This window comes from Stutzerimonas kunmingensis (assembly GCF_021432085.1).
In the GTDB taxonomy this organism is placed as follows: Bacteria; Pseudomonadota; Gammaproteobacteria; order Pseudomonadales; family Pseudomonadaceae; genus Stutzerimonas.
On sequence record NZ_CP090366.1, the window covers coordinates 826,825 to 850,256 of the forward strand.

Sequence of the window (23,432 nt, forward strand, 5' to 3'; positions counted from 1 at the left end):
TGCCGCGAAAGCCTCGAGACCTGAGCGCTGGACCCCGTCTGCCCCGCGAGAGTCAACCGCGGTAGTCTGGCGCTTCGCGTCGGTTATGGCGCATTCGCTCGGAGCCACAGTGAGGTACGAATGCAGGTCAGAAAATCCTCTCGATTGTTCATCGTGGATGCTGATGGACGCCTTTTACTTTTCTTGTACAAAGACGAGCATGAAGCGCCCTTCTGGGCGACCGCCGGGGGCGAGCTACAACCTGGCGAAAGCTACGCCGATGCAGCAGCAAGGGAGCTGTATGAGGAGACCGGCCTAACGCTTCACGTCGGAAAGCTGCTCAAAGAACGAGATGAGGTATATGCCGTAGCACGCTCGACACCGGCGCGCTGGCTGGAGAAGTACTTCCTCGTGGAATGCCCAGCGGACACGAGCGTGTTCGCGGCAGAATGGACCGAAGAAGAAAAGAGCACCATTCAGAAATGGAAGTGGTGGAGCTTGAACGAAATGCAGGACCAAGCCGCATCCCTATTCAAGCCCACGTGGCTGCCTGAACTTCTGGGCGCTCTCTTAAGTGATCGTCAGTGCAGCAGCTGATTCTGATCGGCGTTCACTTCTAGGACGGGGCTAGCGGTGGGGTGACCCAGTGGAGTGGCCGAGTCGCTACCAAAGCCTTGCACGAGAGCGTGAACGTGCAAGGGGAAGCGTGCCGAGGCCTCCAGTATTTTCCGATACACGAAAAAAAGCCCCGAGAATCTTGAGATTCTCGGGGCTTTGTATTTGGTGGAGCCGGGGGGATTTGAATCCCAAACTTCAATATCCCGGCCAAATCAAGGCTTCAGCGCATTATGCAAGAAACCTTGATTTGTTGGATTGCTCACAGTGAGCGCGAGTATATGAACCTTTCGAGCCTTGTCAAGCATCGCATTCACCTATCTGTGAGAGTGGCTTTGCGTGCGTTGGCGAGTAGAGCTGCCCGCAGTCGGTTGGGTTTAGGCTGCGTTGAAGCCAAACGCTCCTGAGTTTGAAGTTACCAATGATCTAGGGAGGCGCCTTGGGTTTCTAAGGTGTTCCCGTTGGCACCCGATCATAATCACCTCAACTCAATTTACGGTCTTATTTTGACTGCGGTTCGAGGTTCATGGAGCAGGATTGCCTGGTGTGATTCCAGGTTTCAATCGCGAGGTGCGAAAATGGATGGGGCTGACATCGCTCGCTCAACGCGCGGTTGCCAATACCTTACGAGCGAACGTAACCAATTCAGGGCAGTCACCGTTGGTGCTGTTTCGGTCAACAAAAAAGCCTCGGATGCCTACTGCCGTTGGCCCATCTCGGTCGCAACGTTGGGAGTCACCGATCATCCACGATGCGGTCGGGGACGCCCCAAGCTGATCGCAAATCCAACTGTAGATGGTGGGTTCGGGCTTCATTACGCCTAAATCACAGCTAAACGCATATGCGTCTAGCATGGGGTAGCAACGCAGGACGGCTTGCCGGTACGGGAAAGCCAAATTCGAGCAAACACCGATTCGAATGCCTTGCTCTTGGAGCAGTTTCACCGCTTCGAGCCCGTCAGGATATGCCTCAACGGCTGCGATCTCTTCTGCCAGGACAGTTTCCAGAGTGCTCAATTGTTCAGGGCTTGCAGTGATCCCCAAATGCGCTGCGGCTTGCGTCAACGTTATCGCAGATTTCATCAGGAAAGACGCGTCGTCCGGGCGGGGGCGCCGCCCATGCGCCTTTCCGATCTTCATCAACTGTCGGTACGGATGCGACCCATCTTGAATCTTTATCAGTGTCCCGAAAGCATCAAAAATGACGGCTTGTATGGTCATTAGACATCCCGTTACGACAGGGTATGAAGGCTGGCGCATTCAACCGACGTGCTTGATTGGCCCCGAATACTTCGCTGTAGCATGATTATTGGTTACTAGGATGAAGCCTTCCGAAGCTGCTTGTCCGATGAGCATCCGATCAAATGGGCGCTGTGAAGGAGAGGCGAGGCCGCAGCCGTAATGGCGTGTCGGCTGGTCACGGACAGCTCCTTGTAGTCGCCGTCCAGAAGAGACCTTCTTAGTACTCCTGAATCGAACTGAAAGCTTGCTTTGCCCATCGCGTTTTGGCCGATTTCCCAGATGCTAGCGGCGCTGATGAACAGCTCATTGGCGCGATCCTCGATCATCTCCACAGCCCCGAGTTAGCTAACCCACTTAGTCTGAACTGACCCCGATTTCACGGACACCGACCTAAGAGACAGCGTGCAGGCGTTCATACTCGAACGGCGTCATATACGCCAAATACGAATGCCGTCGCTGTCGGTTGTAAAACACTTCGATGTAGTCGAACAAGCTTTGCCGAGCCTCGTCGAAGGTTCGGTATTTCTGATGCCGCACATGCTCGGTTTTGAGCGTATGGAAAAAGCTCTCCATCGCTGCGTTGTCGTGGCAATTACCTTTACGGCTCATGCTCGGCTGGATATCGTTTTGAGCAAGCAGAGCCTGATAACGAGCGGTTCTGTACTGCACGCCCTGATCGGTATGGAGCAGCAGGCCAACAGGCTTGGCACGCCTGCCCAGGCTCATTTCCAGTGCCAGCGTTGCTAGCTCTTGGCTGGGCTTCTTATCCATTGCCCAGCCAACTATCAGCCGAGAGTAGAGATCCATGATCACCGATAGGTACAGCCATCCTTGAGCGGTCGGAATGAACGTAATGTCCGCCACCCAACGCTCGTTTGGTCGATCCGCATAGAAGCGCCTCAGCAGTCGATGCTCAACGATATGTTCAAACGTTCGCCCGCGACCGGCCTGCTGCCAAACCAAGGTCTGCTTTGTCCTGAGACCGGCCTCTCGCTTCAAACGAGCTATGCGATTGAGGCCTGCACTGTTCCCCTGACTAGTTAGCTCTCGGTGAATACGTATCGGCCCATACGTTTGGCGACTATCACGATGAACCGCCTCGATCTGGCCCAGCAAAATACGGTTTGCCTTCGAACGCCGCGACTCTGCTCGATTGCGCCACGCGTAGTACCCGCTTGGCGAAGCGCCAACCGCTCGGCAAAGCCTGCGGATCGGATACTGGGCAGCATGATCACGAATGAAGGCGTACTTCACACGAGGCTCTTGGCGAAGTACGCAGCCGCCTTTTTTAGGATTTCGTTCTCTTCACGTAATCGCTCCATTTCGCGCTTCAGCTGAGCCACTTCGCTTTCTGGCTCAGCCTGGCGGCCAGAGCCCGGGAACGCGTGGCCCTGCTTCTGGTCAAGCTGCTGCTTCCACTTGTAGAGCTGATTGACCCGGATACCTAGCTCACGCGCAAGCTGCGTGCAGGACTTATCCGAGTCGGTCAGCTGACGGACTGCCTCTCGCTTGAATTCGGGGCTGTAGCGTTGGTACTCGCGTTTGTCTGTCATGGGACACCTTCCTATCTGACGGTATAGTCACATTTGAGGTGTCCGTAAAACCGGGGCTAGATCAGTCTATCCCCTCATTGGAGGGGCAGCTGTCATGGTCAATTGCAGGCTGTAAACAATTGCGGTTTTTCCGTGACGCTGCGGTTATATGGAATTATGGCTCAGCCATAATTATTGCTGAGCCATAATTTCCATCATTTTGTGGCCTCGCCGTACAGCTCGACGCGTGGCGCGCTTCGTGCGTGCACTAGATAGGTAGCTAGGTGTTAGTGAGCAGATCTCAGCGTACGCAGACTTTCTCGAACCTTCCCCTCGCTACAAATTACTCAGATCATCCGCTTTCGTTTGTATTTTAAGCAGTCGCGAGGAGTCGCGGTACCCTTCCGCGTCACAGACGCGCCTCGCTTGTGGTGATTACCAACGGTGCGAAATTTCAAAATTCGAAAAGACGACTCCGAGCCGGTTGGATCAGCCTCGCATCGTCCGTGGAGATGTCTTGATCTCAAATAGTCATTGACCGCGCCCAGGACATACATACGACCTGACATACCAGAGAACCTGACAGAAATGTAATGGTTACTTCAGCCTTTGGTCAGGACGCTTTGCATATATTGGCTGTCAGACGCTGCAAGCATTGAAAAACCGCAAATGTCCCTGCAATAGGCCAAGTTCGTCGCTAACCAATCCATAAGGTGCCCCGTATGTCCTCTCAGCAGTGCCATCACCAGCCCGACCAAACGAAAGGTACTGCAGCACTCACAGACCCCGTCTGCGGGATGAAGGTGGAAGAGGATAGCGAGCATCAAGAGCATTATCAGGGAAGCACTTACCGCTTCTGCAGCCAGGGTTGCCAGACCAAGTTTCGTTCCGACCCTGCTCGATATCTCGCTGCACCGCAGGCTCATGGGACCTCCTCTCGGGCATCTACCCCACCCGCACAGAAACCACCCGCCGGTGATGCAACGACAGAGTACACCTGCCCGATGCACCCTGAGATCCGCCAAATGGGTCCAGGTGATTGCCCTATCTGTGGGATGTCATTGGAACCTCTGATCCCTGAACTCGACGAGGAGGAGAATCCCGAACTCAAGGACTTCTCGAAGCGATTCTGGTGGTCTCTGCCCCTGACCGTAGCAGTAACCCTGTTGGCAATGGCGGGACATGCGATACCGCTGTTTCACGGCGCTAGCCAGAACTGGGTTGAACTAGCCCTTACGACCCCGGTTGTCTTGTGGGCAGGTTGGCCATTTTTCGTGCGCGGTTTCGCATCAGTTAAGCATCGCAGCCCAAACATGTGGACGTTGATCGGGCTTGGCACAGGGGCTGCGTATATTTACAGCATCGTAGCAACCGTCTTACCGAGCATATTTCCAGAGTCATTCACTGTGGGCGGCCGGATAGGCGTTTACTACGAAGCCGCAGCGGTCATCATTTCACTGACGCTTTTAGGTCAGCTGCTCGAACTGAAGGCCCGCTCTCAGACATCTTCCGCAATCAAGTCCCTGCTTGGCTTATCACCCAAAACAGCTCGCCGTATCGCCAAGGATGGTTCCGAGGAGGACATCCCGCTCACACATGTTCACGAGGGCGACCATCTGCGCGTTCGTCCTGGTGAAAAGGTACCCGTTGATGGAGAGGTGTTAGAGGGCGAGAGCGCCGTCGACGAATCCATGCTAACGGGCGAGCCGGTTCCGGTGACGAAGCGGACAGGCGATTCGCTTATCGGCGCGACGATGAACACGAGCGGCTCGCTTGTCATGCGAGCCACCAGGGTTGGCTCCGGGACTATGCTTTCACAAATCGTCCAGATGGTTGCGAATGCGCAACGCTCCAAAGCACCCATGCAGCGAATGGCGGACACGGTTGCGGGTTATTTCGTGCTGACGGTCATTGGTATCGCCTTGCTGACATTCTTTGCATGGGGCCTGTCTGGACCCGAGCAGGGCTGGGTATTCGGCCTGATCAATGCAGTTGCGGTTCTGATCATTGCTTGCCCTTGCGCACTTGGCCTTGCAACGCCTATGTCGATCATGGTTGCCACAGGCAAAGCGGCTGGAAGCGGAGTGCTTTTCAGAGACGCAGGCGCCATCGAGAACGTCCGTAAGGTAGACACGCTGATTGTCGATAAAACAGGAACCTTGACCGAGGGCCGACCTGTCTTCGATCGGGCCATAGGCGTCACGCCGTTTGACTCGCAGGAAGTCATCCGTTTGTCTGCCAGCTTGGATCAAGGTAGTGAGCATCCCCTAGCCCACGCGATCGTAGACCATGCCAGAAGCGAAGGTATCCAGCTGGCGAAGCCAGAGACCTTCGAGTCAGGGTCAGGTATCGGAGTCCGTGGTCTGGTGGAAGGCAAGCAGCTACAACTAGGCAACACCGCGCTTATGGAAGATGCGGGTGTGAGCGTCGAGCCGTTGAGAGATCAGGCAGAAAAAATGCGCGAGAGCGGTACCAGCATTGTGTACCTGGCTGTTGATGGGGCACTTGCCGGCTTGCTGGCCGTATCGGACCCAATCAAACCGACTTCCAAGGAAGCTGTAGCGCGGCTCCAAGCGGAGGGCGTGCAAGTCATCATGGCCACCGGCGACGGGCTTACCACTGCCCGCGCGGTGGCTCGTGAGCTATCGATCGATGAGGTGCATGGCGAAGTGAAGCCGCAGGACAAGGAGGCGCTGGTGGTTAAGCTACAAGCCCTAGGTAAAGTAGTCGCCATGGCAGGCGACGGAATAAATGATGCGCCGGCGCTCGCCAGGGCTGATGTCGGCATAGCGATGGGCACGGGCACTGACGTCGCCATGAACAGCGCCCAAGTTACGCTCGTTAAAGGTGACCTGATGGGGATACTGCGCGCGCGCACGCTTTCGGTGGCGACGGTTCGCAATATGCGTCAGAACCTTCTGTTTGCCTTTATGTACAACGGGTTGAGCATCCCGATTGCCGCAGGTCTGCTCTATCCGTTCTTCGGACTGTTGCTGTCTCCGATGATTGCTGCCCTGGCCATGAGCCTCAGCTCAGCATCGGTTGTGTTCAACGCACTCCGGCTCCGTCAAACGCGTGTAGTTTGAAGCCTGTCGGCTTAGGCTTAGGCTTAGGCTTAGGCTTAGGCTTCGGTTGCGAAGCGACCGATTGCCTAATTGATTGCTCATGAATTGCCCCGTAAGCTGGAAATATGAAGTCCTACATGCGCTCCTTCCTTATCCTGCTGCTAGTGCTTGCGCTTCCGATCAATGGGATAGCGGAAATGCTCATGCCGGTTGGATCGTCCGGGCATCACGTGATGTCCGATATGGAAGGTGTGGGCGCCATGACGACCGACCACGCTTCGATGGTTGGCGCCGATGACGGTGCTGAACACGAGTGCTGTGAAGCGAATGAGCATGGAACGGCGACCGTCTGCAAGACGGGCCAAGAATGCAAAACTGCAAGTATCCTTCAGCTTGTCTCAATAAAAGCCCAGCTGATGCCTGCTGCTAAACCCGTGACCACTCCCTATAACGGCCTGATCCCCTCTAGCCTTTTAGACGCCGTCTGGCATCCACCCCGCGTCTAATTCCGATCAAATTATAGGAACCGCCCGAGTGAGCATTCGGGCCGGCTACCGCGCGCCTTTGGCTTGCATGAAAGATCAGGAATCCTTCGCAAATGAAACCCCGTATTTATTGGGCGCCGCCGTACGTGGCCGCCTTGATCATGGGCGCGCTCTCGTTTCCAGGGTTAGCGTCCGCTTTGACCTTAGAACAAGCTCTGAGCGTGGCCGAGCAAGACGCGCCTTCGCTGCATGCGCAAGCCGCCAACCTGGTGGCCGCACGCAGCGCTGCAATCCCTGCCGGCGAGCTTCCTGACCCTAAACTTAAGCTTGGACTGCAAAGCGTGCCCATCGAAGGTGACGCTCGCTGGCAGTTGGAGCAAGAGGCCATGACCATGCAAATGGTTGGGGTCATGCAAGATGTGCCAAACCGAGCGAAAAGGCGCGCTCGTGTCGAGGCCGCGCAGGCTAGTGTTGCGCTCGCAAACGCCCAGCAAACGGTTGAACGTCTCGGTGTGCGCCAAGCAACCGCCGAGGCATGGATCGCTAGCTTCGCGGTCGAGCAGAAGCTAAGCCTTTTCAAGCAGCTTTACAGCGAGAATCAGCTCCTTTCGCGGTCTGTTCAGGCCCGCATTGCTGGCGGCAGCGGACAAACCGCAGACAGCGTACTTCCGAGGCAAGAGGCAGCATTGCTGGCTGAACAAGAGGATGAGCTGCTGCGTAACCAGGCTGTTGCGCGGGCCGGCCTCCGGCGCTGGATAGGCGAGCTAGCAGGCCAGCCGCTTACAGGTGACTGGCCGCAATGGCTTGCCGCCGTTGATAACTATCAGCACAACCTGAACCGGCACCCGGCGTTACTCGCCTTCGACCCGATGACTCGTGAAGCGGAGGCAAAGGTTCACCAGGCCATCGCAGAGAAAACACCGGATTGGAGCTGGGGGATCGACTACCTGCGACGTGGCCGTGAGTACGGCGACATGGTGAACCTCAGCGTCAGCTTCGACCTGCCGCTGTTTACCAGCTCTCGGCAGGATCCGAAGATCGCGGCCGAACGAGCTCGCCTTGCCCAGATCGAGGCTCAGCGCCAAGCGACCTTGCGCCTGTACAACCAAGAGCTGAGTACTGACCTCGCTGAGTATCAGCGTCTGGACCGCGCACTCATCCGCCTCGACAAAACCTTACTACCCCTCGCTGAAGAGAAGGTCCGCCTTGCCATGGCCGATTACCGCTCCGGAAGCGGTGAGCTGACCGCTGTGATCGAAGCGCGACGACAGCTTGTGGAGACCCGGCTACGGCGTATTGACGTCGCCCGCGATCGATCGTTGAGCAATGCCCGCCTGCATTTCGCCTTTGGAGATACCCGACCATGACATTCCAACACAAGCGGCTGGTACTCGCCTTCAGTCTGCCTCTGATGATTAGCGCTGCAGCGCTAATCGGTCTGCCTACCGCAGCCTTCGGACAATCGCCTGCAGAAGAAGACAAGGAAGTGCTCTATTGGTATGACCCTATGGTCCCCCAGCAAAAGTTCGATAAGCCGGGCAAGTCGCCATTCATGGATATGGAATTGATTCCACGCTATGCAGATGAGGGAAGCGACGGGGCATCGATCAGTATCGACCCGAGCGTGACGCAGAATCTCGGCGTGCGCTTGGCAACCGTAACGCGTGAATCGATCAGCCAGTCGCTCGAAGCGACAGGCGCGTTGATGTTTGACGAGCGAGACGTGGCGGTTGTGCAGGCGCGTGCCGGTGGCTTTGTCGAGCGCGTTTACGACCGAGCACCGGAGGATGTCATCGAAAAAGGCGCGCCGTTAGCCGATCTTTTGGTTCCCGAATGGGCTGCCGCACAGGAAGAGTACCTGGCGCTCAAAGGGGTCGGCCAACCCCAGCTGCTCGCAGCGGCTCGCCAGCGGTTGCGCCTTGCTGGCATGCCGCCAGAAGTCATAGTGCAGCTAGAACGAACTGGTAAAGCGCGCCCTGTTTGGACAGTGAGGAGTCCAATAGGCGGCGTGCTGAACAGCCTCGACGTTCGCGAGGGCATGACCGTATCCACTGGTGCGTCTCTGGCACGTGTTAATGGGCTGGAAAAGGTATGGTTAGAAGTTGCGGTGCCTGAGGCGCAGGTTGCAAATGTGGCGCCTGGGCAGCTGGTCAACGCGCGCCTCCCGGCCTTTGCAGGTGAAGTTCTGGAAGGGACGATCCAGGCCGTACTACCACAAGCCAACCTGGATAGCCGCACTGTGCGTGTCCGGGTCGAGCTACCTAACCCGCAACAACGGCTTCGTCCCGGCATGACGGCCGAGGTGACGTTGAGTCGCAACGTCGAAGATGTCTCGGTCATCCCGTCCGAGGCGGTCATTCGCACCGGTCGGCGCGCATTGGTGATGCTGGCCGAGGATCAAGGCCGTTACCGCCCGATTGAGGTTCGCACAGGCCGGGAATTCGATGACCAGACAGAGGTGCTTGAAGGGCTGGAAGCCGGTCAGAAGGTCGTGGCGTCCGGTCAGTTTCTCCTGGATTCAGAGGCGAGCCTACGCGGGCTGACCGCTCAGGGTTTGGAGGAGCCTGCAACTTCTACAGAACCTGCGTTGCACGAGGCTGAAGGTACGATCGTCAGCCTGGAAGATGGCATGGTTGGCCTGTCGCATGGGCCGTTCAAGACGCTGAACATGCCTGGGATGACCATGTCCTTTCCGGTTGCGGATCAATCCCTGCTGTCAGGCTTGCAAGTCGACGACCGCGTCCGTGTGGGCGTGCGTGAAAGCGAAGAGGGCCTGGTCATTGAGCACATCGAGAAGCTGGGGGGCCAGCCATGATCGCAGCCATAATTCGCTGGTCAGTGGCCAACCGCTTTCTGATCCTGCTGGCTACTGTGTTCGCGGTGGCTTGGGGTGTCTGGTCGGTCAAAAACACCGCTGTTGATGCATTGCCAGACCTTTCCGACGTTCAGGTCATCATCCGCACGCCATACCCCGGGCAGGCGCCCCAGATCGTTGAGAATCAGGTCACCTACCCACTGACGACGACCATGCTGTCTGTCCCCGGCGCAAAGACGGTCCGCGGCTACTCCTTCTTCGGGGATAGCTACGTGTACGTCCTGTTTGAGGACGGCACCGACCTCTATTGGGCCCGTTCTCGGGTGCTGGAGTACCTGAGTCAGGTGCAGAGTCGGCTTCCCGCCGCCGCCAAACCCGCTTTGGGCCCTGACGCCACAGGTGTCGGCTGGATCTACCAATATGCTTTGGTAGACCGAACGGGCAAACATGACCTCTCGCAGTTGCGCTCTTTGCAAGATTGGTTCCTGCGCTATGAGCTCAAGACACTGCCCAACGTGGCGGAAGTCGCGCCCATAGGCGGGATGGTCAAGCAGTATCAGGTCGTACTGGATCCCGTGCGCATGGCAAGCAGGGGCGTGACGCAGCAGCAGATTGCAAAGGCGATCGATGAAGCCAACCGTGAAACCGGCGGGAGTGTTCTGGAACTCGCAGAAACCGAGTTCATGGTCCGTGCGACCGGGTATCTCAAGACACTCAAAGACTTTCGAGCCATTCCTTTGCGTCTCGACGGCGGCGTGCCAGTGACGCTAGGGGACGTTGCGCATATCCAGCTCGGCCCGGAAATGCGCCGGGGCATCAGCGAGCTTGACGGTGAAGGTGAGGTAGTCGGCGGCGTGGTGATCCTGCGGAGCGGCAAGAACGCTCGGGAAACCATCGCTGCCGTTCAGACCAAACTGGATGAGCTGAAAGCGAGCCTGCCCCAAGGCGTCGAAATCGTCACGACGTACGACCGTAGCAAGCTGATCGACAGTGCCGTTGAAAACCTCACGCACAAGCTCATCGAGGAGTTCATTGTCGTTGCGTTGGTTTGCGCGATTTTTCTGTGGCATCTGCGCTCGTCGTTGGTCGCCATCGTGTCGTTGCCGATCGGCATCCTGATTGCTTTTGTGATCATGCAGCGGCAAGGCATCAACGCCAACATCATGTCGTTGGGTGGCATCGCGATCGCGATCGGAGCGATGGTCGATGCAGCAATCGTCATGATCGAAAACGCCCACAAGCACATTGAGGCCTGGCACAAGCGGCATCCTGACTCCACCTTGAAGGGCCAGGAGCACTGGAAGGTCATTACTGACGCGGCTGTTGAAGTGGGGCCGGCATTGTTCTTCAGCCTGCTGATCATCACGCTGTCGTTCATTCCAGTGTTCACCCTGGAGGCGCAGGAAGGCCGGCTGTTCGGTCCACTGGCGTTCACCAAAACCTATGCAATGGCAGCCGCCGCGGGCCTGTCTGTCACGCTGGTTCCGGTGCTCATGGGGTATTGGATCAGGGGCAAAATCCCTGACGAACACCGTAATCCACTCAACCGTGGCCTCATCTGGATCTACAAGCCGGCCCTGGACGCGGTACTGCGCTGGCCCAAGATGACTCTGCTGGTGGCTGTTCTGGTCTTCCTGACAGGCTTGTGGCCGGCCTCTCGCCTTGGTGGGGAGTTCTTGCCCCCGCTGGATGAAGGTGACCTCCTTTATATGCCCACTGCGCTTCCAGGCCTCTCCGCTCAGAAGGCTTCTGAGCTACTGCAGCAGACGGACCGGCTCATAAAAACGGTCCCAGAAGTTGCACACGTGTTCGGTAAGGCTGGTCGAGCCGACACCGCTACAGATCCCGCCCCGCTGGAAATGTTCGAGACGACCATTCAGTTCAAGCCGAAGGATCAATGGCGCCCTGGGATGACGCCTGACAAGCTGGTTGAGGAGTTGGATCGCACCGTACAGGTACCTGGATTAGCCAATCTGTGGATCCCGCCGATTCGAAACCGTATCGATATGCTGGCGACGGGTATCAAGAGCCCGATCGGGGTGAAAGTGTATGGCACTGACTTGGCACAGATCGACAAAGCCACCCAGGCAGTGGAAAAAATCGCCAAAACGGTGCCTGGGGTCAGTTCGGCGCTTGCTGAGAGACTGACCGGCGGCAGGTATATCGATGTGGATATCGATCGTGTCGCCGCCGCACGCTACGGCCTGAATATCGCGGACGTGCAATCGATCGTGGCCGGTGCCATCGGTGGTCAAACCATTGGTGAAACCGTGGAAGGGCTCGCCAGGTATCCGATCAACCTCCGCTATGGCCGCGAGTGGCGCGACTCGATATCCGATCTGCGCAACCTACCGATCTACACGCCGCAAGGCAGCCAGATCACGTTGGGGACCGTGGCCAAAGTACAGGTGACAGACGGACCGCCCATGCTTAAAAGCGAAAACGCAAGGCTGTCGGGCTGGGTTTACGTCGATGTTCGTGGCCGCGACATGGCGGCTGTGGTGGGCGATCTGAGGGAAAAGATCAGCAAAGGGGTCCAGCTCGAATCCGGCATGAGCATCAGCTATTCCGGCCAATTCGAATTCATGGAGCGCGCTAACTCGAAGCTGAAGCTCGTCGTTCCGGCTACCTTGCTGATCATTTTTGTATTGCTCTACCTAACGTTTGCCCGCTTTGGCGAGGCGCTGCTCATCATGGCTACGCTGCCATTCGCTCTGACCGGGGGCGTCTGGTTCCTATATCTGCTCGGGTACAACCTATCCGTAGCGACAGGAATCGGATTCATCGCACTGGCAGGCGTTTCTGCTGAGTTCGGCGTCATTATGCTGCTGTATTTGAAGAACGCCTGGACGGATCGGGTTAACGCTGGAGCCCATGGCGAAGGCGTCCTGCTCGACGCCATTCGTGAAGGTGCTGTCCAGCGAGTGCGCCCCAAGGCCATGACCGTCGCCGTGATCATCGCTGGCCTGCTGCCCATCCTTTGGGGCGGCGGGACCGGCAGCGAAATCATGAGCCGTATTGCCGCGCCCATGGTGGGCGGGATGATCACCGCGCCGTTGCTCTCCCTGTTCGTTCTGCCGGCAGCCTACCTGCTGATGCGCCGCCGGCAATTGCAGGCCCAGCACGCAACCAAACCCACTGGTGAACATCCGTGAAAATCAAGCACCTCAGCCTTCCTTAAAAGACGGGGCCTGGTTGAATGTAGAGTTCATCTTGAAAAGGCATGGTTTCGACTATTCGATTCACATAAAAAGCAAAGGAGCAAGCGACCGCCACATACGCGGCGGTCGCAGCAATACAAAAGGTTGCGCTTACAGCTTTGTAATTTGAAGAACAGCTTACTGTAAGTGTTGTGCCATTAAGCTATAGGCATCAAACAATCAGGAGTTTAGTCATGAAAGCCATTAGCAAAACCATCCTTTTTACTATGTTCGCTGCCGCCTCCTCTTTCGCAATGGCAGAACAAAATTCTGATCAAGTTATTCAGCGCCATAAAGAAGCCAAGCCAGTACTTAAGGCGCTACTTGAGGAAGGCAAAGTGCTAAGTGTAGGGCCTGCAGGTGCCACAGGTAAAAGTGGGGTTATGCAAAGGAGCAAGTATGATGGCCGTCCCCAAACGTTTGAGATAAAAATCAGAACGCCTGATGACGTGACCCATATCGTGGAATTCCGAGGACTGCCCTTCGGACTCAATAACGTTTAAGCAACGCAAAAAACCACACTCAAAGGATAGATAGATTTTTTCTCTTGCGCCGCCGGCAATTGCATACCGCAGCAACCTACAGATCTGGAGAGACATTCATGAACATCATGTCCATTACCCTTGCCACACTTTTCTTGGTCCCAGCCGCCTATGCTGCCGACAAGAAGCCCATGGATGGCATGCCTATGGATCATAAAGGCATGAACATGCAAATGGACCATAAATCAGCCGCACAGACCGCTACGGCTACTGGCACGATCAAGAAGGTGAATACCGAAAGCGGGACCGTCACCATTGCCCACGGCCCGGTCAAGGCCTTGGGCTGGCCCGCAATGACGATGGGATTCAAAGCAAAGCCTGATCAGCTCCAAAAGCTAAAAGAAGGCGATAAGGTCCAGTTCGATTTCTCCTCGCAGGGAATGGACTCCACGGTCACCCGCATCGAAAAACAGTAAGTGCAGAAGCGCTCGCCGTATATGCGACGGGCATAGCTCGATTAAAAGAGAGAAATTACAGCTTTGTAACGTTGAGAACAGATTCTTGTAAGTCTTGCACTTATAACATATCGGTATCAACTAACCAAAGGGTCAAAACCATGAACCGTATGAACAAAGTGATTTTCCCGCTTATTCTAACTGCTGCTTCATCTTTTGCGTTAGCTGAAGGCGGAAGCGAACGCACGCTGCATCGTTTGAATGATCCGGAAACCAAGTCCACTCTTAAGAAGTTGGTTAAAGAAGGTGAGGTGCTTAACATTGCACCTGCAGGGGCGAACGGCAAGACTGACATGATTCAAAACTATCGTACTAACGCCAAAGTCCAAACCTACGAGATGAGGGTAAAGACACCTGACGGGAAAATTCATACGGTAGAGTTTTTGAGCGCCCCGATTGGCGTAAATAACGGCTAACCTGTCAAAGTTAATATCAAGGGTAGGCGACATGCGAGGAATGATGAAAGGATGTGGTGGATGAAGGAGACCGTCAAAGCCGGAAGCTCGCTAAAATGGTGAAGGTCCAGACCAGGTCTTGAATACGAACGATACTGCAACGACCATATCGAAGCAGGTAAGGCTCCTCCGGACGCCCTGCCTGCTTTTGTGCTTGGCCTAACCAGGACCGTACTGATGGAAAAAGTTTCACTGACGAGCAGAATGGCGGTGGTTTTCATGCTCGTGGTTACGGTTGTGCTGATGGTCGCCGCAATCAGCTTCTATTATTTCTGCCAGCTGCATTTCGAGCGCAAGGATGCGCAAGTGCTGAGTGAAAAAGCCGCTGCCGTAGAGCATATGCTACGTAGCAGTACGGCTTTCGGACAGGAGGCCACCTCAAAGATCGATGCGGTCATTGAGCACTCTTTCGGGTTTGCAACTGCGGTAGTGATAGACGGCAAAACGGTTTACTCACACCACAATTTTTCTGAGCGCTTGCTTCCTCTCGTCACGGATAATCAAGAGGAACGCTGGGCAGTAAATTTCGATGGGCACCAGTACAGTGGCATTACCAGAAAAGTAGATCAGTGGGTCGAAGGGCAAGACGCAGTCATCTATCTGGCTTTGGATGTAACGCATCGAGTCCACTTCTTCGAGATGATTCAGCAATGGTTTGCTTATACGCTCGTGATCAGTGCGCTTCTAAGTGGGGCACTAGGTGTTGTTCTGATCAAAAAGGGCTTGAAGCCCATTGGCGAACTATCCAAGACATCTTCAACCGTAACCGCCAACTGCTTAGATACGCGGATTCCGACCGAGTCAGTACCAGGCGAACTTCATGAACTCGTTGCTAACTTCAATGAAATGCTCTCGCGCTTGGATGATTCTTTCCTCCGGCTGTCAGGTTTCTCAGCGGACATCGCGCATGAGCTAAGAACGCCGCTGAACAGCATGCTTACCCAAATGGAGGTCGCGCTCTTGCGCGACCGCGAGAATACCGACTACAAGAACATTTTGTATTCCGCCCTCGAAGAACTTAGGCGCATGTCAAAGATGGTCGATGACATGCTGTTCCTAGCCAAGGCGGACAACGGAAAGATTACGCCCAGTGCCGAAGATGCCAGCATAGCTGAGATTGCCGCTAGCGTTATCGAATATTACGAGCTAGCAGCCGAGGAAAAAAATGTAAAAATCGCTCTTTCAGGCGATGGATCGGTGAATGGGGACAAATCAATGCTAAGACGGGCTATTTCAAACATAGTCTCTAACGCAGTTCGGTATGCGGAGGAACGCAGCACCATAAGCGTTGAAATAAGCGAGAGCGGCGCTTCGGTTTCCACGGCTATTTCCAACCGCGGCATAACTATTCCAGCCGAGCTTCAAACCCGGATATTCGACCGTTTCTACAGGGTCGACACCGCAAGGCGCGAAGGTACTACGTTGAACGCGGGCCTCGGCATGGCTATCACTCGTTCAATAGTAGAAGCGCACAAAGGGCGCATCGCTTGTGAATCAGCTGAGGGACGCACGACTTTTACAATGACGCTTCCAAGGCTTATGTCTAGTTAATGGCAGATGCCCACAACGACCCTGACCTACGCTTTAGAGAAATGCCTGGCTGAACCGAAAGAGGTCACGCCTTTCGAACCTGTATGTTTGATCCTGGAGGTTCCCGTGACAGCGTCCTCATCGAGAAAATGCGGTACGACGGCCGCAGCGCTCAACGAAGCGTGCTTCTGCGTGAGCCTGGATCAGGTTGCGCTCACAAATGCATTGTCCGAACAGCTTGGAAATCCCGAGTTGTCAGAGCTATTGAAGTCACGTTGCCCCCATGTATTTGCTGCTCGACCGGTATTTGTTTCGCCGTCGCGACTGCGTCAGGTGCGTGAGGTCATCCAAGCCATCGAGCGAACCGTGAGTTTGCCCGCTTGGCGCGAGCATGCTCTGGATTCCGCCCCCCCTATTGCGCAACACAACCCTCGTCGCGCGCGGGGCGTCTTCTTTGGCTACGATTTTCATCTGGATGAGGACAAGCTTGGGCTCATCGAAATAAACACAAATGCGGGCGGAGCGATGCTAAACGTATTGCTCGCCCGCGCGCAGCGCAGTTGTTGCAGCGGCGTAGTCGGACTATCGCCGGGGCAGGAATGGCCCGGAGGCTTCGAACAATCGATTCTGCATATGTTCGCCCAAGAATGGTCTGCGAGCGGCGAGCAACGTCCGCTCACGCGCGTGGTGATCTTGGATGAAAGCCCACAAGCCCAATACCTGTATCCGGAGTTCCTTCTTTTTCAGCGGTTATTCGAGTCAGCAGGAATCGACTGCCTAATCGCAGACCCAGCCGATCTGGCCTTTCACAACGAGTGCCTCTTGGTCGACGGAAAGCCTGTGGATCTCGTCTATAACCGACTCACCGATTTCTATCTGGAAGGTGACAATTGCAGCGCGCTGCGCAGCGCTTATTTGGCTGATGTCGTGACGGTAACGCCGCACCCTCAGGCCTATGCCCTTTATGCCGACAAACGCCGGTTGGTTGACCTAACCAACGGACGTTTTTTGGAAGAGATTGGCGTTGGTCAGCAAATCCGAGCCGTATTGGCCCAATACGTCCCGCTTACCGTGCCTGTCGGGCATGGTAACGCAGAGCACCTCTGGCAAAACCGCCGTAGCCTCTTCTTCAAGCCCGTCAGCGGGTTTGGTAGTCGCGGTGCATACCGAGGAGACAAGCTCACCAAGCGCGTTTGGGAAGAAATCGTTGGCGGAAACTACGTCGCCCAGTCCCTTGTAGCTCCTGGCGAGCGTAGAACCGTCGCCGACCCTCAGGTACGACCGATGAAGTTTGACCTGCGCGCGTACGCTTATGCTGGCGAGGTGCAGTGGAACGCTGCCAGGGTCTACCAAGGCCAGACGACCAACTTCAGAACAGAGGGGGGCGGTTTTGCTCCTGTGTTTACCTTAGGCGAGGAAGAGGAGCGAGCCGGTTCTACAGAGCAACCGTCGCACGCCTCGTTCACGTTCTTGCTCGACGAAACCAGCGCCGTAGAGGAACTGCCGCACCCGCTATATCTGGCGCTGGTTCGAGCCGAAATGGCTACTTCTAAGCTTGCCGGTAAGCGTTTCCGATTGGCGGACTGGTATGTCGCAATGGAGGATGGCCATCCTTCCAAAGTCATCCGAGAATGGTACGGCTGGGTTGCATTCGACGCAGATGGCGCTTACCACCCTGAAATTGGCCCACCGGAAAATCGCCAGCCGAATAGTGATGACAAGGTAAATTCAACCGCTCTACCGACACGGGAAGAACACGATCGAATTGAGGCACTGTTGTTTAAAAGCGGGTGAGAGCCTGTCTCGCACAGCCCAGATGTTCCTTACGGGGCGCAGAGCCAAAGGAACATTGCCTTTTCACCCACCTTTCAGGGCCATCATTAAACCCTTGAATGCGCCGTTCAGCCGAGTAAATGCAGCCTGGAAACGAATCGAATTTTCCGCATATTTTGCTTGTTCAACCTGAACGTCGACTGTGTTCTGATCAAGCGACGGTTGATTGGGAACCCTATAGAGTAGGGCCGCATCGCTAAGAGTAACCTCCAAGCCACCAGTATTTATATGACTCTGGTTAGTTTTGGCCAGTGAAAACTCAGTGTTAATTGCCTGCTTGTTTTGAGCGGCAAACACCGAGGCAAAATTCAAATCCCTGGCTTTGAAATTGGGTGTATCAGCATTGGCTATATTGTTGCTCAGCACCTCTGCTCTTTTGGCAGTGTAGAGGAGCGCTTTTTCTGGCCCGCCTAGAGCCTTTTCGAAACTAATCCTCATCAACGATCCTATCAAGTTTGAAAAAAACAGTGCTGATCAGAATTACGTCGATCAGCCTGTAGGATTTACTCCCGACCTGGCACTTGGTCGGGCGGTGCAAAGCCAGAGAGCGTCCGTAATCGTAATGGCTGGAAGAGTAGCGATTTATTACGGATGACACTCCCTATTAGCCGTCATCAGCTTATGTTCGCGAATCATTTGTTTTAGTACATCGTCTACCAATTTGTCGTGCTTCTCCATCCAAGCCAAATGCTCCTCGGTAGAGACGTCTGGCCCTGGATGATCTTTATGGAGCTGGCTCATCATTTCTTCGAGCATTCCCATATGTTCTTTCATATGCACTTGGCGCTCGCAGACTGGCGCTTTCTCTGCTTGAACCAAAACCGCTTCAGCTTTATCGCGCAGTTGCTGAAGGCGCTCGAGAGTGCGGTCGCTTCCTCCTTCAGCCCAAGCTATGGGAGACAGCATCATCGATCCGACAAGGTAAAAAGGTATCAACAATTTCATAAAGGTGATCTCCGTATTAAAGATTCGGCCGCTGCTACTGAGCCTGTTTCGATGGGCTAGGACCATACTTATGCCGCCTCTCAGACCATCTATTTCTGCAAATTTGTTCATATACCCTGTCATGAAGCTGAGCTAGTGATTACATTTTTGTAAGCATTTGGCTTTTCGACCGAGCGAACCGCGCACCCGGCATAAGCTGTCCATCATTAGGGTTAATAAAGCAGGCTTACCTCGGGTTGCTCTTCATGTCAGCTCCGAAGTATTTATAAACTCAACGCGAGCCTGCCGCTTTGAAGCAGCAGTCTAGACTGGCCTTTGAATCGCCTGTAAGCGCACCGACATGAAGAGAACTATGAGAATTGATCAGCAGCTGACAGCTGGAAAGGCAGAATATCCAATGATCGCTTCGCTGGCGGCCGTCGGTGATGGTCGCTCCATGGCATTGGTCGGCCCAGATGGCAACGTGGAATGGTTCTGTCCCCGGTGCTTCGATGGCACACCGCTGATTTGGCCGCTGCTCGATCGCGATCGTGGTGGGCGCCTGCAGCTGTCGACACCGGGTGACCTCAAAACGCATTATCTGGACGATTCTGCAGTATTGGAGTTCGAGGTGCACAGCGCGTCCGGGTCCGCCCGTGTCACGCTTTGTATGGAGTGGCCTGGATCAGACGATCAGCAAAGCTTGCTTTGGCAGGTAGACGGACTAGCTGGCCGTTGTGAGTTCACGCTGATGTTTGAGCCCCGTCCAGATTTCGGAAGCGTAGCCGGTGAGGCAAGCCTTTCGGCCGAAGGTTTAATCTATTCGTATCAGCGGCAACAGCTATTGCTTCAAGCGGACTGCGCACTGTATCCAGACGGTGAAGGCTGGCAGGGAGTCCTCTCAGTAGATGCAGGAGGGAGTGCCGGAATTTGTCTAAGCGTTTCCTTAGAGCAAGATGCCCCACCCGTTCCTGTATCGATTGAATCAGTGCCAGCTCGGATTGCGGCGACGTTGAAAGCGTGGCGTGACTGGTGTGCAGCGCTGGATTGCCCCGCTAGTTATCGGGCCGACGTCGTGCGTAGCGCTATCACTCTTAAGTTGCTGACATACGAACCCAGCGGGGCGGTTGTAGCTGCTGGAACGACATCCCTACCTGAACGCTTGGGCGGCGAGCGTAACTGGGATTATCGGTATACCTGGTTCCGAGACGCGGGGCTGACACTTGGTGCTCTCTTCGGCCTCGGTTGTCGAGATGAGGCACATCGTTGGGCCCAGTGGATGCAGCGAACCATTGAGCAGCATGGGACGCCGCTGGCCGTGCTATACGATGTAAACGGTGCTGCGCCGCCGCCAGAACGTAATATCGAAGGGGTTGATGGCTATCGCGGCTCGCGGCCGGTGCGTGTAGGTAACGCTGCCGACGGCCAGTTTCAGCTGGATGTTTATGGCGAGTTGCTGGAGTGCGTGAGCATCTGCGATAGCATGGGTGACGATGCGATGCGGGCGCACTGGCCTCATATGCGCGCCGCTGCTGATTTCATTGCCGCGCACTGGCAGGAGCCTGACCAAAGCATTTGGGAGATGCGCAGCGCGCCGCGCCACTATGTGCACTCCAAGGTTATGGCGTGGGCCGGCCTACAGCGTGCGCTTTGGCTGAAGCGCCGCCATGACCTAGATGGAGATGAGGAAAGCTGGGTCAATCAGGCCGAGGCTCTACGTCAGTTAGTCCTGCGTCGTGGTGTCAGCGCCGACGGCAGCCATTTCATCCGGGCCTTCGATGACGATAGGCTTGACGCCAGCCTTCTGCTGTTAGCACGTGTTGGTTTCATCGAAGGCAGCGACGAGCGTTTCATCAATACGGTCGATGCGATCCGTAAACAACTGGACGAAGGCGGCGTCGCGCTACGGCGCTACCCTGCTGAAATTTCGGATGGGCTACAGGGCCGAGAAGGCGCCTTCTTCATATGCAGCTTTTGGCTCGTCGAGGCATTAGTGCAAACCGGCCGGCCTCGAGAGGCAAAGGAATTTTTCGAACAGCTGCTGCAACGCAAGGGTGAGCACGGCCTGTTCGCTGAGGAGTTCGACACCCGAAGCGGCCAGCATCTAGGCAACATACCGCAGGCCTTTTCTCATGTGGGTTTGATCAATGCCGCACTGAGCCTCGGTTCTTTTGATTAACGTGCCCGCGTTCAACGGGCGCTTTTGCCTGATCCAATTGATGCGACCCGGCTAGCTGGCAATAGCAACAACTACCGCTACGCCAAACACCATTACCAACGCCAAGGCACCCGCAGCCAGCTTGCCCACGGTTTCGGAGCTTAGGCCCAGTGCCTTTCCTTTTGTCTGGTCGCCGAAGCGCCCTTCGAGGCGATGCAGCCCAACTACCGGCTGGAACAAGTTGTCCGGCTGTTCATCGCTAGCCGGTTCGTCGGTCATCTGCCCGTTCCAGGCCTGCTTGGCCATCATCCGATCAAGCAGGCCGGGCATGAACATATTGCCAATGATGGCCTGGAACGAGGCGCGCCCCAGCCAAAGTTCGCGGGGTGCGTCGGTCGCTGCACGGAGGATGGCGCGCGCGGCGACCTCTGGCGTATGGATAGGAGGGACTGGCTGCGGACGCTTTTGCATCTTGTTGCGCGACCAGTCGAACTGCGGCGTGTTGTGTGCCGGCAGCTGCACCATGGTCAGCCGTACGCGGCTGTTGGTATGGATCAGCTCGCAGCGCAGCGAGTCGGTAAACCCGCGGATGGCGAACTTGGCGGCGCAGTAGGCCGATTGCAAGGGAATCGCGCGATAGGAGAGGGCCGAGCCCACCTGGACGATGGTGCCTCGGTTGCGCGACTCCATATAGCGCAGCGCTGCCAGCGTGCCGTGAACGAAACCGAGATAGGTCACCTCGGTCACCCGCTTGTATTCCGCCGCGCTGGTTTTGTTGACCGGGCCGAACACCGTAGCCATCGCGGCGTTGACCCATATCTCGATCGGACCCAGCTCCGCCTCGATACGCTCGGCTGCCTTATCGACCGCCTCGGCGTCGGCCACATCCGCTGAAATCGCCAGCGTCATGGTGCCCTTTTCCTCCAGTTCAGCACGGGTATCGGCTAACCCCTCTTCGCCGCGGGCGATCACTGCGATGCGAAAGCCAGCTTGCGCGAACGCATGAGCTGTCGCTCTTCCTATGCCTGCGGTCCCGCCACAAATCACGGCGGTTTTTGCGCGGTCGGTCATGTTCGACTCCTGTGCTGGTTGGATTGCATTGGCTTAGCGCAACAGCGCGTTCCAGCCGGCATAACGGTGGTTAATCACCCCCTTCGGAAGGCTCAGCACTATTACCAGCAGACCAGCGATCAGGCTGCCGATCGTGGCGGCGAATCCTGCCCCGTCTAGGAACGAGGGCGCGGCGATCAACCAGGCGCCGATGGGAAGATTCAGAAACCGCAGCGGGCGAGCTACTTCTGCAAAGGCCAGCACCGAGACGGTGATCAGCAGCGAGCCCATCAGGTGATCACTGTTGGCCATCGCGCCGTCGGTACCGAAGATCAACCGGGTCGACATCAGCCAGACGCCTAGAATGCACAGCAGCGCGAGCCCCCAGGGCAGGTTTACTCCGCGAAGGCCTTTGAGGGTCATTGAGGAGAGGCTGCCGTCGAACTCCGGCGTGTTGTCCTCGCGGGCGCCTTCCATTGCATCGCCCATGAAAAAGGTCTTCCAGAACGGCTTGCCGCGACGTCGCGCGTCTTTCAGAAACTGCCCCATGGCGACCAGCTCATCCAGTGCGTAAGGCATCATCACCAGCATGGCCAAGGCCTGAACCAGGCACAGCGTGCACCAGGTGTCGATGAAAATCGGCTGGGCGATGATGAAGAAGATACTCACCGCGCCAAGGGGCACGACCACCACGCCGAACGCTGCGACCATCCACGGCATGGTGCGCCAGCGCCGGGCATCGCCCATAACCGCCATGAGCAGCTCGATCATATAGGCCATCACACCGATCCCTGCATCGGATACCGGCCAGGCGCGCGACATGTCCGAGGTAATGATGGTCTCGGTGCCGTTAGGTTCGGTGCCGAAAAAGGGATCCCAGGCGTTCGAGGTATGGCCAAGCTGATAAGCGGCCAGATAACGCGCGAGCAGAATGCCGATCACGGCGAGGATGGCTATTGGCAGGCGTTGCAGCCAAGTCGAAGGGTTGTAATCCCAGCCCGGCGGCACTGCAGCCTTTTGCATCATGCCCTGCATGCTCATGCCGGGCATCATCGGCACCAGAGTAGAGAAGGCGATCACCAGCCCACCGACCAGCAAGGCATTGCCGTAGCTCGCCGGGGATGGAGTCCAGAACAGCAGCGGCGCGAACATCAACCACAATCCCATGACCGTGTTGGCCCATTGCGCCCAGCTAATCCGTTTGAGCGAGAGGATGGCGAACAACACGATCAACGCGCCGCTGATGACGTCGTTCCAGGTCATCAGCAACGCGCGGGTGGCGACTTCAGGCAAATTACGTTCGGCTGCCAGGCGTGGCAGATCAAGGTCACCCGGCGCTACGTTCATGTAGCCGAAGATGAAGGGCGCACTCAGCACCCAAAAGCCGAGCAATACATTGACGAAGTGGCACCACAGCGTCGCGAGATGGCGTCGCTCCATCATCTGCATATGCGCATCCATACCCATATCGGACGACGTGGCGCCTTGGCGTAGATATTCTCCTTGATGCTCCATAGATCTAGTCCCCAGCACTGTAGTATCGGTTACTTTGC

20 protein-coding genes are annotated in these 23,432 nt (G+C 56.1%); 12 read left to right on the plus strand and 8 right to left on the minus strand.

Annotated features, from left to right (window positions below; all coding sequences use genetic code 11):
• Positions 1-120: 120 nt before the first annotated feature.
• A complete protein-coding gene (locus LW136_RS03810; RefSeq protein WP_023446199.1) occupies positions 121-576 on the plus strand; it encodes an NUDIX hydrolase in 456 nt (151 codons plus the stop codon).
• Positions 577-1,196: 620 nt separating this feature from the next.
• Here LW136_RS03810 and LW136_RS03815 read toward each other — a convergent pair.
• From LW136_RS03815 to LW136_RS03830, 4 genes are all read right to left on the minus strand, one after another.
• The gene (locus LW136_RS03815; RefSeq protein ID WP_019407037.1) at positions 1,197-1,814 is read right to left on the minus strand and encodes an HAD family hydrolase; all 618 of its coding nucleotides are present in this window, start codon (positions 1,812-1,814) and stop codon (positions 1,197-1,199) included.
• A 95-nt stretch (positions 1,815-1,909) separates the two neighbouring features.
• A complete protein-coding gene (locus tag LW136_RS03820) occupies positions 1,910-2,161 on the minus strand; it encodes a PIN domain-containing protein (protein ID WP_026006656.1) in 252 nt (83 codons plus the stop codon).
• Between the two features lie 64 nt (positions 2,162-2,225).
• On the minus strand, positions 2,226-3,089 hold the full coding sequence (locus LW136_RS03825) for an IS3 family transposase (RefSeq protein ID WP_043220498.1): 864 nt from the start codon (positions 3,087-3,089) through the stop codon (positions 2,226-2,228).
• Positions 3,086-3,388, minus strand: coding sequence for a transposase (locus tag LW136_RS03830; protein WP_042922387.1), 303 nt, complete (start codon positions 3,386-3,388; stop codon positions 3,086-3,088). Before LW136_RS03830 ends, LW136_RS03825 begins: the two co-directional genes overlap by 4 nt.
• Before the next feature lie 701 nt (positions 3,389-4,089).
• Between LW136_RS03830 and LW136_RS03835 the strand changes: the two genes are divergently transcribed.
• The 10 genes from LW136_RS03835 to LW136_RS03880 all read left to right on the plus strand — a co-directional run bounded on the left by LW136_RS03835 (position 4,090) and on the right by LW136_RS03880 (position 17,708).
• Positions 4,090-6,453, plus strand: coding sequence for a heavy metal translocating P-type ATPase (locus LW136_RS03835; RefSeq protein ID WP_090523561.1), 2,364 nt, complete (start codon positions 4,090-4,092; stop codon positions 6,451-6,453).
• Between the two features lie 104 nt (positions 6,454-6,557).
• Entirely contained in the window at positions 6,558-6,938 is a 381-nt protein-coding gene (locus LW136_RS03840) for a hypothetical protein (protein WP_014822249.1), read from the plus strand.
• A 92-nt stretch (positions 6,939-7,030) separates the two neighbouring features.
• Positions 7,031-8,284 (plus strand): TolC family protein, encoded by a 1,254-nt coding sequence (locus tag LW136_RS03845; RefSeq protein WP_042922856.1) that lies wholly within the window; start codon positions 7,031-7,033, stop codon positions 8,282-8,284.
• A complete protein-coding gene (locus tag LW136_RS03850; protein WP_234174695.1) occupies positions 8,281-9,732 on the plus strand; it encodes an efflux RND transporter periplasmic adaptor subunit in 1,452 nt (483 codons plus the stop codon). The genes LW136_RS03845 and LW136_RS03850 overlap by 4 nt, the downstream gene beginning before the upstream one ends.
• Positions 9,729-12,887 (plus strand): efflux RND transporter permease subunit, encoded by a 3,159-nt coding sequence (locus LW136_RS03855; RefSeq protein WP_234174696.1) that lies wholly within the window; start codon positions 9,729-9,731, stop codon positions 12,885-12,887. The genes LW136_RS03850 and LW136_RS03855 overlap by 4 nt, the downstream gene beginning before the upstream one ends.
• A gap of 239 nt (positions 12,888-13,126) precedes the next feature.
• A complete protein-coding gene (locus LW136_RS03860; protein WP_042922860.1) occupies positions 13,127-13,435 on the plus strand; it encodes a hypothetical protein in 309 nt (102 codons plus the stop codon).
• Positions 13,436-13,533: 98 nt separating this feature from the next.
• Positions 13,534-13,890 carry a copper-binding protein gene (locus LW136_RS03865; RefSeq protein ID WP_017245526.1) on the plus strand — a complete coding sequence of 119 codons (357 nt, stop codon included), beginning with the start codon at positions 13,534-13,536 and terminating at the stop codon, positions 13,888-13,890.
• A gap of 140 nt (positions 13,891-14,030) precedes the next feature.
• Entirely contained in the window at positions 14,031-14,345 is a 315-nt protein-coding gene (locus tag LW136_RS03870) for a co-regulatory protein PtrA N-terminal domain-containing protein (protein WP_042922862.1), read from the plus strand.
• Positions 14,346-14,561: 216 nt separating this feature from the next.
• On the plus strand, positions 14,562-15,935 hold the full coding sequence (locus LW136_RS03875) for a heavy metal sensor histidine kinase (RefSeq protein WP_042922864.1): 1,374 nt from the start codon (positions 14,562-14,564) through the stop codon (positions 15,933-15,935).
• A 6-nt stretch (positions 15,936-15,941) separates the two neighbouring features.
• Positions 15,942-17,708 (plus strand): hypothetical protein, encoded by a 1,767-nt coding sequence (locus LW136_RS03880; RefSeq protein WP_230357661.1) that lies wholly within the window; start codon positions 15,942-15,944, stop codon positions 17,706-17,708.
• Positions 17,709-17,771: 63 nt separating this feature from the next.
• On the opposite strand, the gene flgB is transcribed toward LW136_RS03880, so the two are convergent.
• Positions 17,772-18,185 carry a flagellar basal body rod protein FlgB gene (flgB, locus tag LW136_RS03885; protein WP_017245523.1) on the minus strand — a complete coding sequence of 138 codons (414 nt, stop codon included), beginning with the start codon at positions 18,183-18,185 and terminating at the stop codon, positions 17,772-17,774.
• 147 nt (positions 18,186-18,332) lie between these two features.
• Complete coding sequence (locus tag LW136_RS03890; RefSeq protein WP_026006590.1) at positions 18,333-18,692, minus strand: co-regulatory protein PtrA N-terminal domain-containing protein; 360 nt, start codon at positions 18,690-18,692, stop codon at positions 18,333-18,335.
• Between the two features lie 352 nt (positions 18,693-19,044).
• On the opposite strand from LW136_RS03890, the gene LW136_RS03895 reads away from it, so the two are divergent.
• Positions 19,045-20,850, plus strand: a complete 1,806-nt coding sequence (locus tag LW136_RS03895) for a glycoside hydrolase family 15 protein (protein ID WP_158525221.1) — start codon at positions 19,045-19,047, stop codon at positions 20,848-20,850.
• Positions 20,851-20,901: 51 nt separating this feature from the next.
• On the opposite strand, the gene LW136_RS03900 is transcribed toward LW136_RS03895, so the two are convergent.
• Together LW136_RS03900 and LW136_RS03905 are read right to left on the minus strand one after the other, a co-directional pair.
• Positions 20,902-21,900 (minus strand): SDR family oxidoreductase, encoded by a 999-nt coding sequence (locus LW136_RS03900; RefSeq protein ID WP_017245520.1) that lies wholly within the window; start codon positions 21,898-21,900, stop codon positions 20,902-20,904.
• Positions 21,901-21,933: 33 nt separating this feature from the next.
• On the minus strand, positions 21,934-23,394 hold the full coding sequence (locus LW136_RS03905) for a vitamin K epoxide reductase family protein (RefSeq protein ID WP_230697812.1): 1,461 nt from the start codon (positions 23,392-23,394) through the stop codon (positions 21,934-21,936).
• Positions 23,395-23,432 lie beyond the last annotated feature (38 nt).

What these genes read in the sequence shown, in the direction of transcription:
- LW136_RS03855 (WP_234174696.1), top strand. Translation starts at nt 9,729, where the DNA reads ATGATCGCAGCCATAATTCGCTGGTCAGTGGCCAACCGCTTTCTGATC.
- LW136_RS03895 (WP_158525221.1), top strand. Translation starts at nt 19,045, where the DNA reads ATGAGAATTGATCAGCAGCTGACAGCTGGAAAGGCAGAATATCCAATG.
- LW136_RS03850 (WP_234174695.1), top strand. Translation starts at nt 8,281, where the DNA reads ATGACATTCCAACACAAGCGGCTGGTACTCGCCTTCAGTCTGCCTCTG.
- LW136_RS03820 (WP_026006656.1), bottom strand. Translation starts at nt 2,161, where the DNA reads ATGATCGAGGATCGCGCCAATGAGCTGTTCATCAGCGCCGCTAGCATC.
- LW136_RS03860 (WP_042922860.1), top strand. Translation starts at nt 13,127, where the DNA reads ATGAAAGCCATTAGCAAAACCATCCTTTTTACTATGTTCGCTGCCGCC.
- LW136_RS03870 (WP_042922862.1), top strand. Translation starts at nt 14,031, where the DNA reads ATGAACCGTATGAACAAAGTGATTTTCCCGCTTATTCTAACTGCTGCT.
- LW136_RS03810 (WP_023446199.1), top strand. Translation starts at nt 121, where the DNA reads ATGCAGGTCAGAAAATCCTCTCGATTGTTCATCGTGGATGCTGATGGA.
- LW136_RS03905 (WP_230697812.1), bottom strand. Translation starts at nt 23,394, where the DNA reads ATGGAGCATCAAGGAGAATATCTACGCCAAGGCGCCACGTCGTCCGAT.
- LW136_RS03880 (WP_230357661.1), top strand. Translation starts at nt 15,942, where the DNA reads ATGCCCACAACGACCCTGACCTACGCTTTAGAGAAATGCCTGGCTGAA.
- LW136_RS03830 (WP_042922387.1), bottom strand. Translation starts at nt 3,388, where the DNA reads ATGACAGACAAACGCGAGTACCAACGCTACAGCCCCGAATTCAAGCGA.
- LW136_RS03835 (WP_090523561.1), top strand. Translation starts at nt 4,090, where the DNA reads ATGTCCTCTCAGCAGTGCCATCACCAGCCCGACCAAACGAAAGGTACT.
- LW136_RS03890 (WP_026006590.1), bottom strand. Translation starts at nt 18,692, where the DNA reads ATGAAATTGTTGATACCTTTTTACCTTGTCGGATCGATGATGCTGTCT.
- LW136_RS03865 (WP_017245526.1), top strand. Translation starts at nt 13,534, where the DNA reads ATGAACATCATGTCCATTACCCTTGCCACACTTTTCTTGGTCCCAGCC.
- flgB (WP_017245523.1), bottom strand. Translation starts at nt 18,185, where the DNA reads ATGAGGATTAGTTTCGAAAAGGCTCTAGGCGGGCCAGAAAAAGCGCTC.
- LW136_RS03815 (WP_019407037.1), bottom strand. Translation starts at nt 1,814, where the DNA reads ATGACCATACAAGCCGTCATTTTTGATGCTTTCGGGACACTGATAAAG.
- LW136_RS03875 (WP_042922864.1), top strand. Translation starts at nt 14,562, where the DNA reads ATGGAAAAAGTTTCACTGACGAGCAGAATGGCGGTGGTTTTCATGCTC.
- LW136_RS03840 (WP_014822249.1), top strand. Translation starts at nt 6,558, where the DNA reads ATGAAGTCCTACATGCGCTCCTTCCTTATCCTGCTGCTAGTGCTTGCG.
- LW136_RS03845 (WP_042922856.1), top strand. Translation starts at nt 7,031, where the DNA reads ATGAAACCCCGTATTTATTGGGCGCCGCCGTACGTGGCCGCCTTGATC.
- LW136_RS03900 (WP_017245520.1), bottom strand. Translation starts at nt 21,900, where the DNA reads ATGACCGACCGCGCAAAAACCGCCGTGATTTGTGGCGGGACCGCAGGC.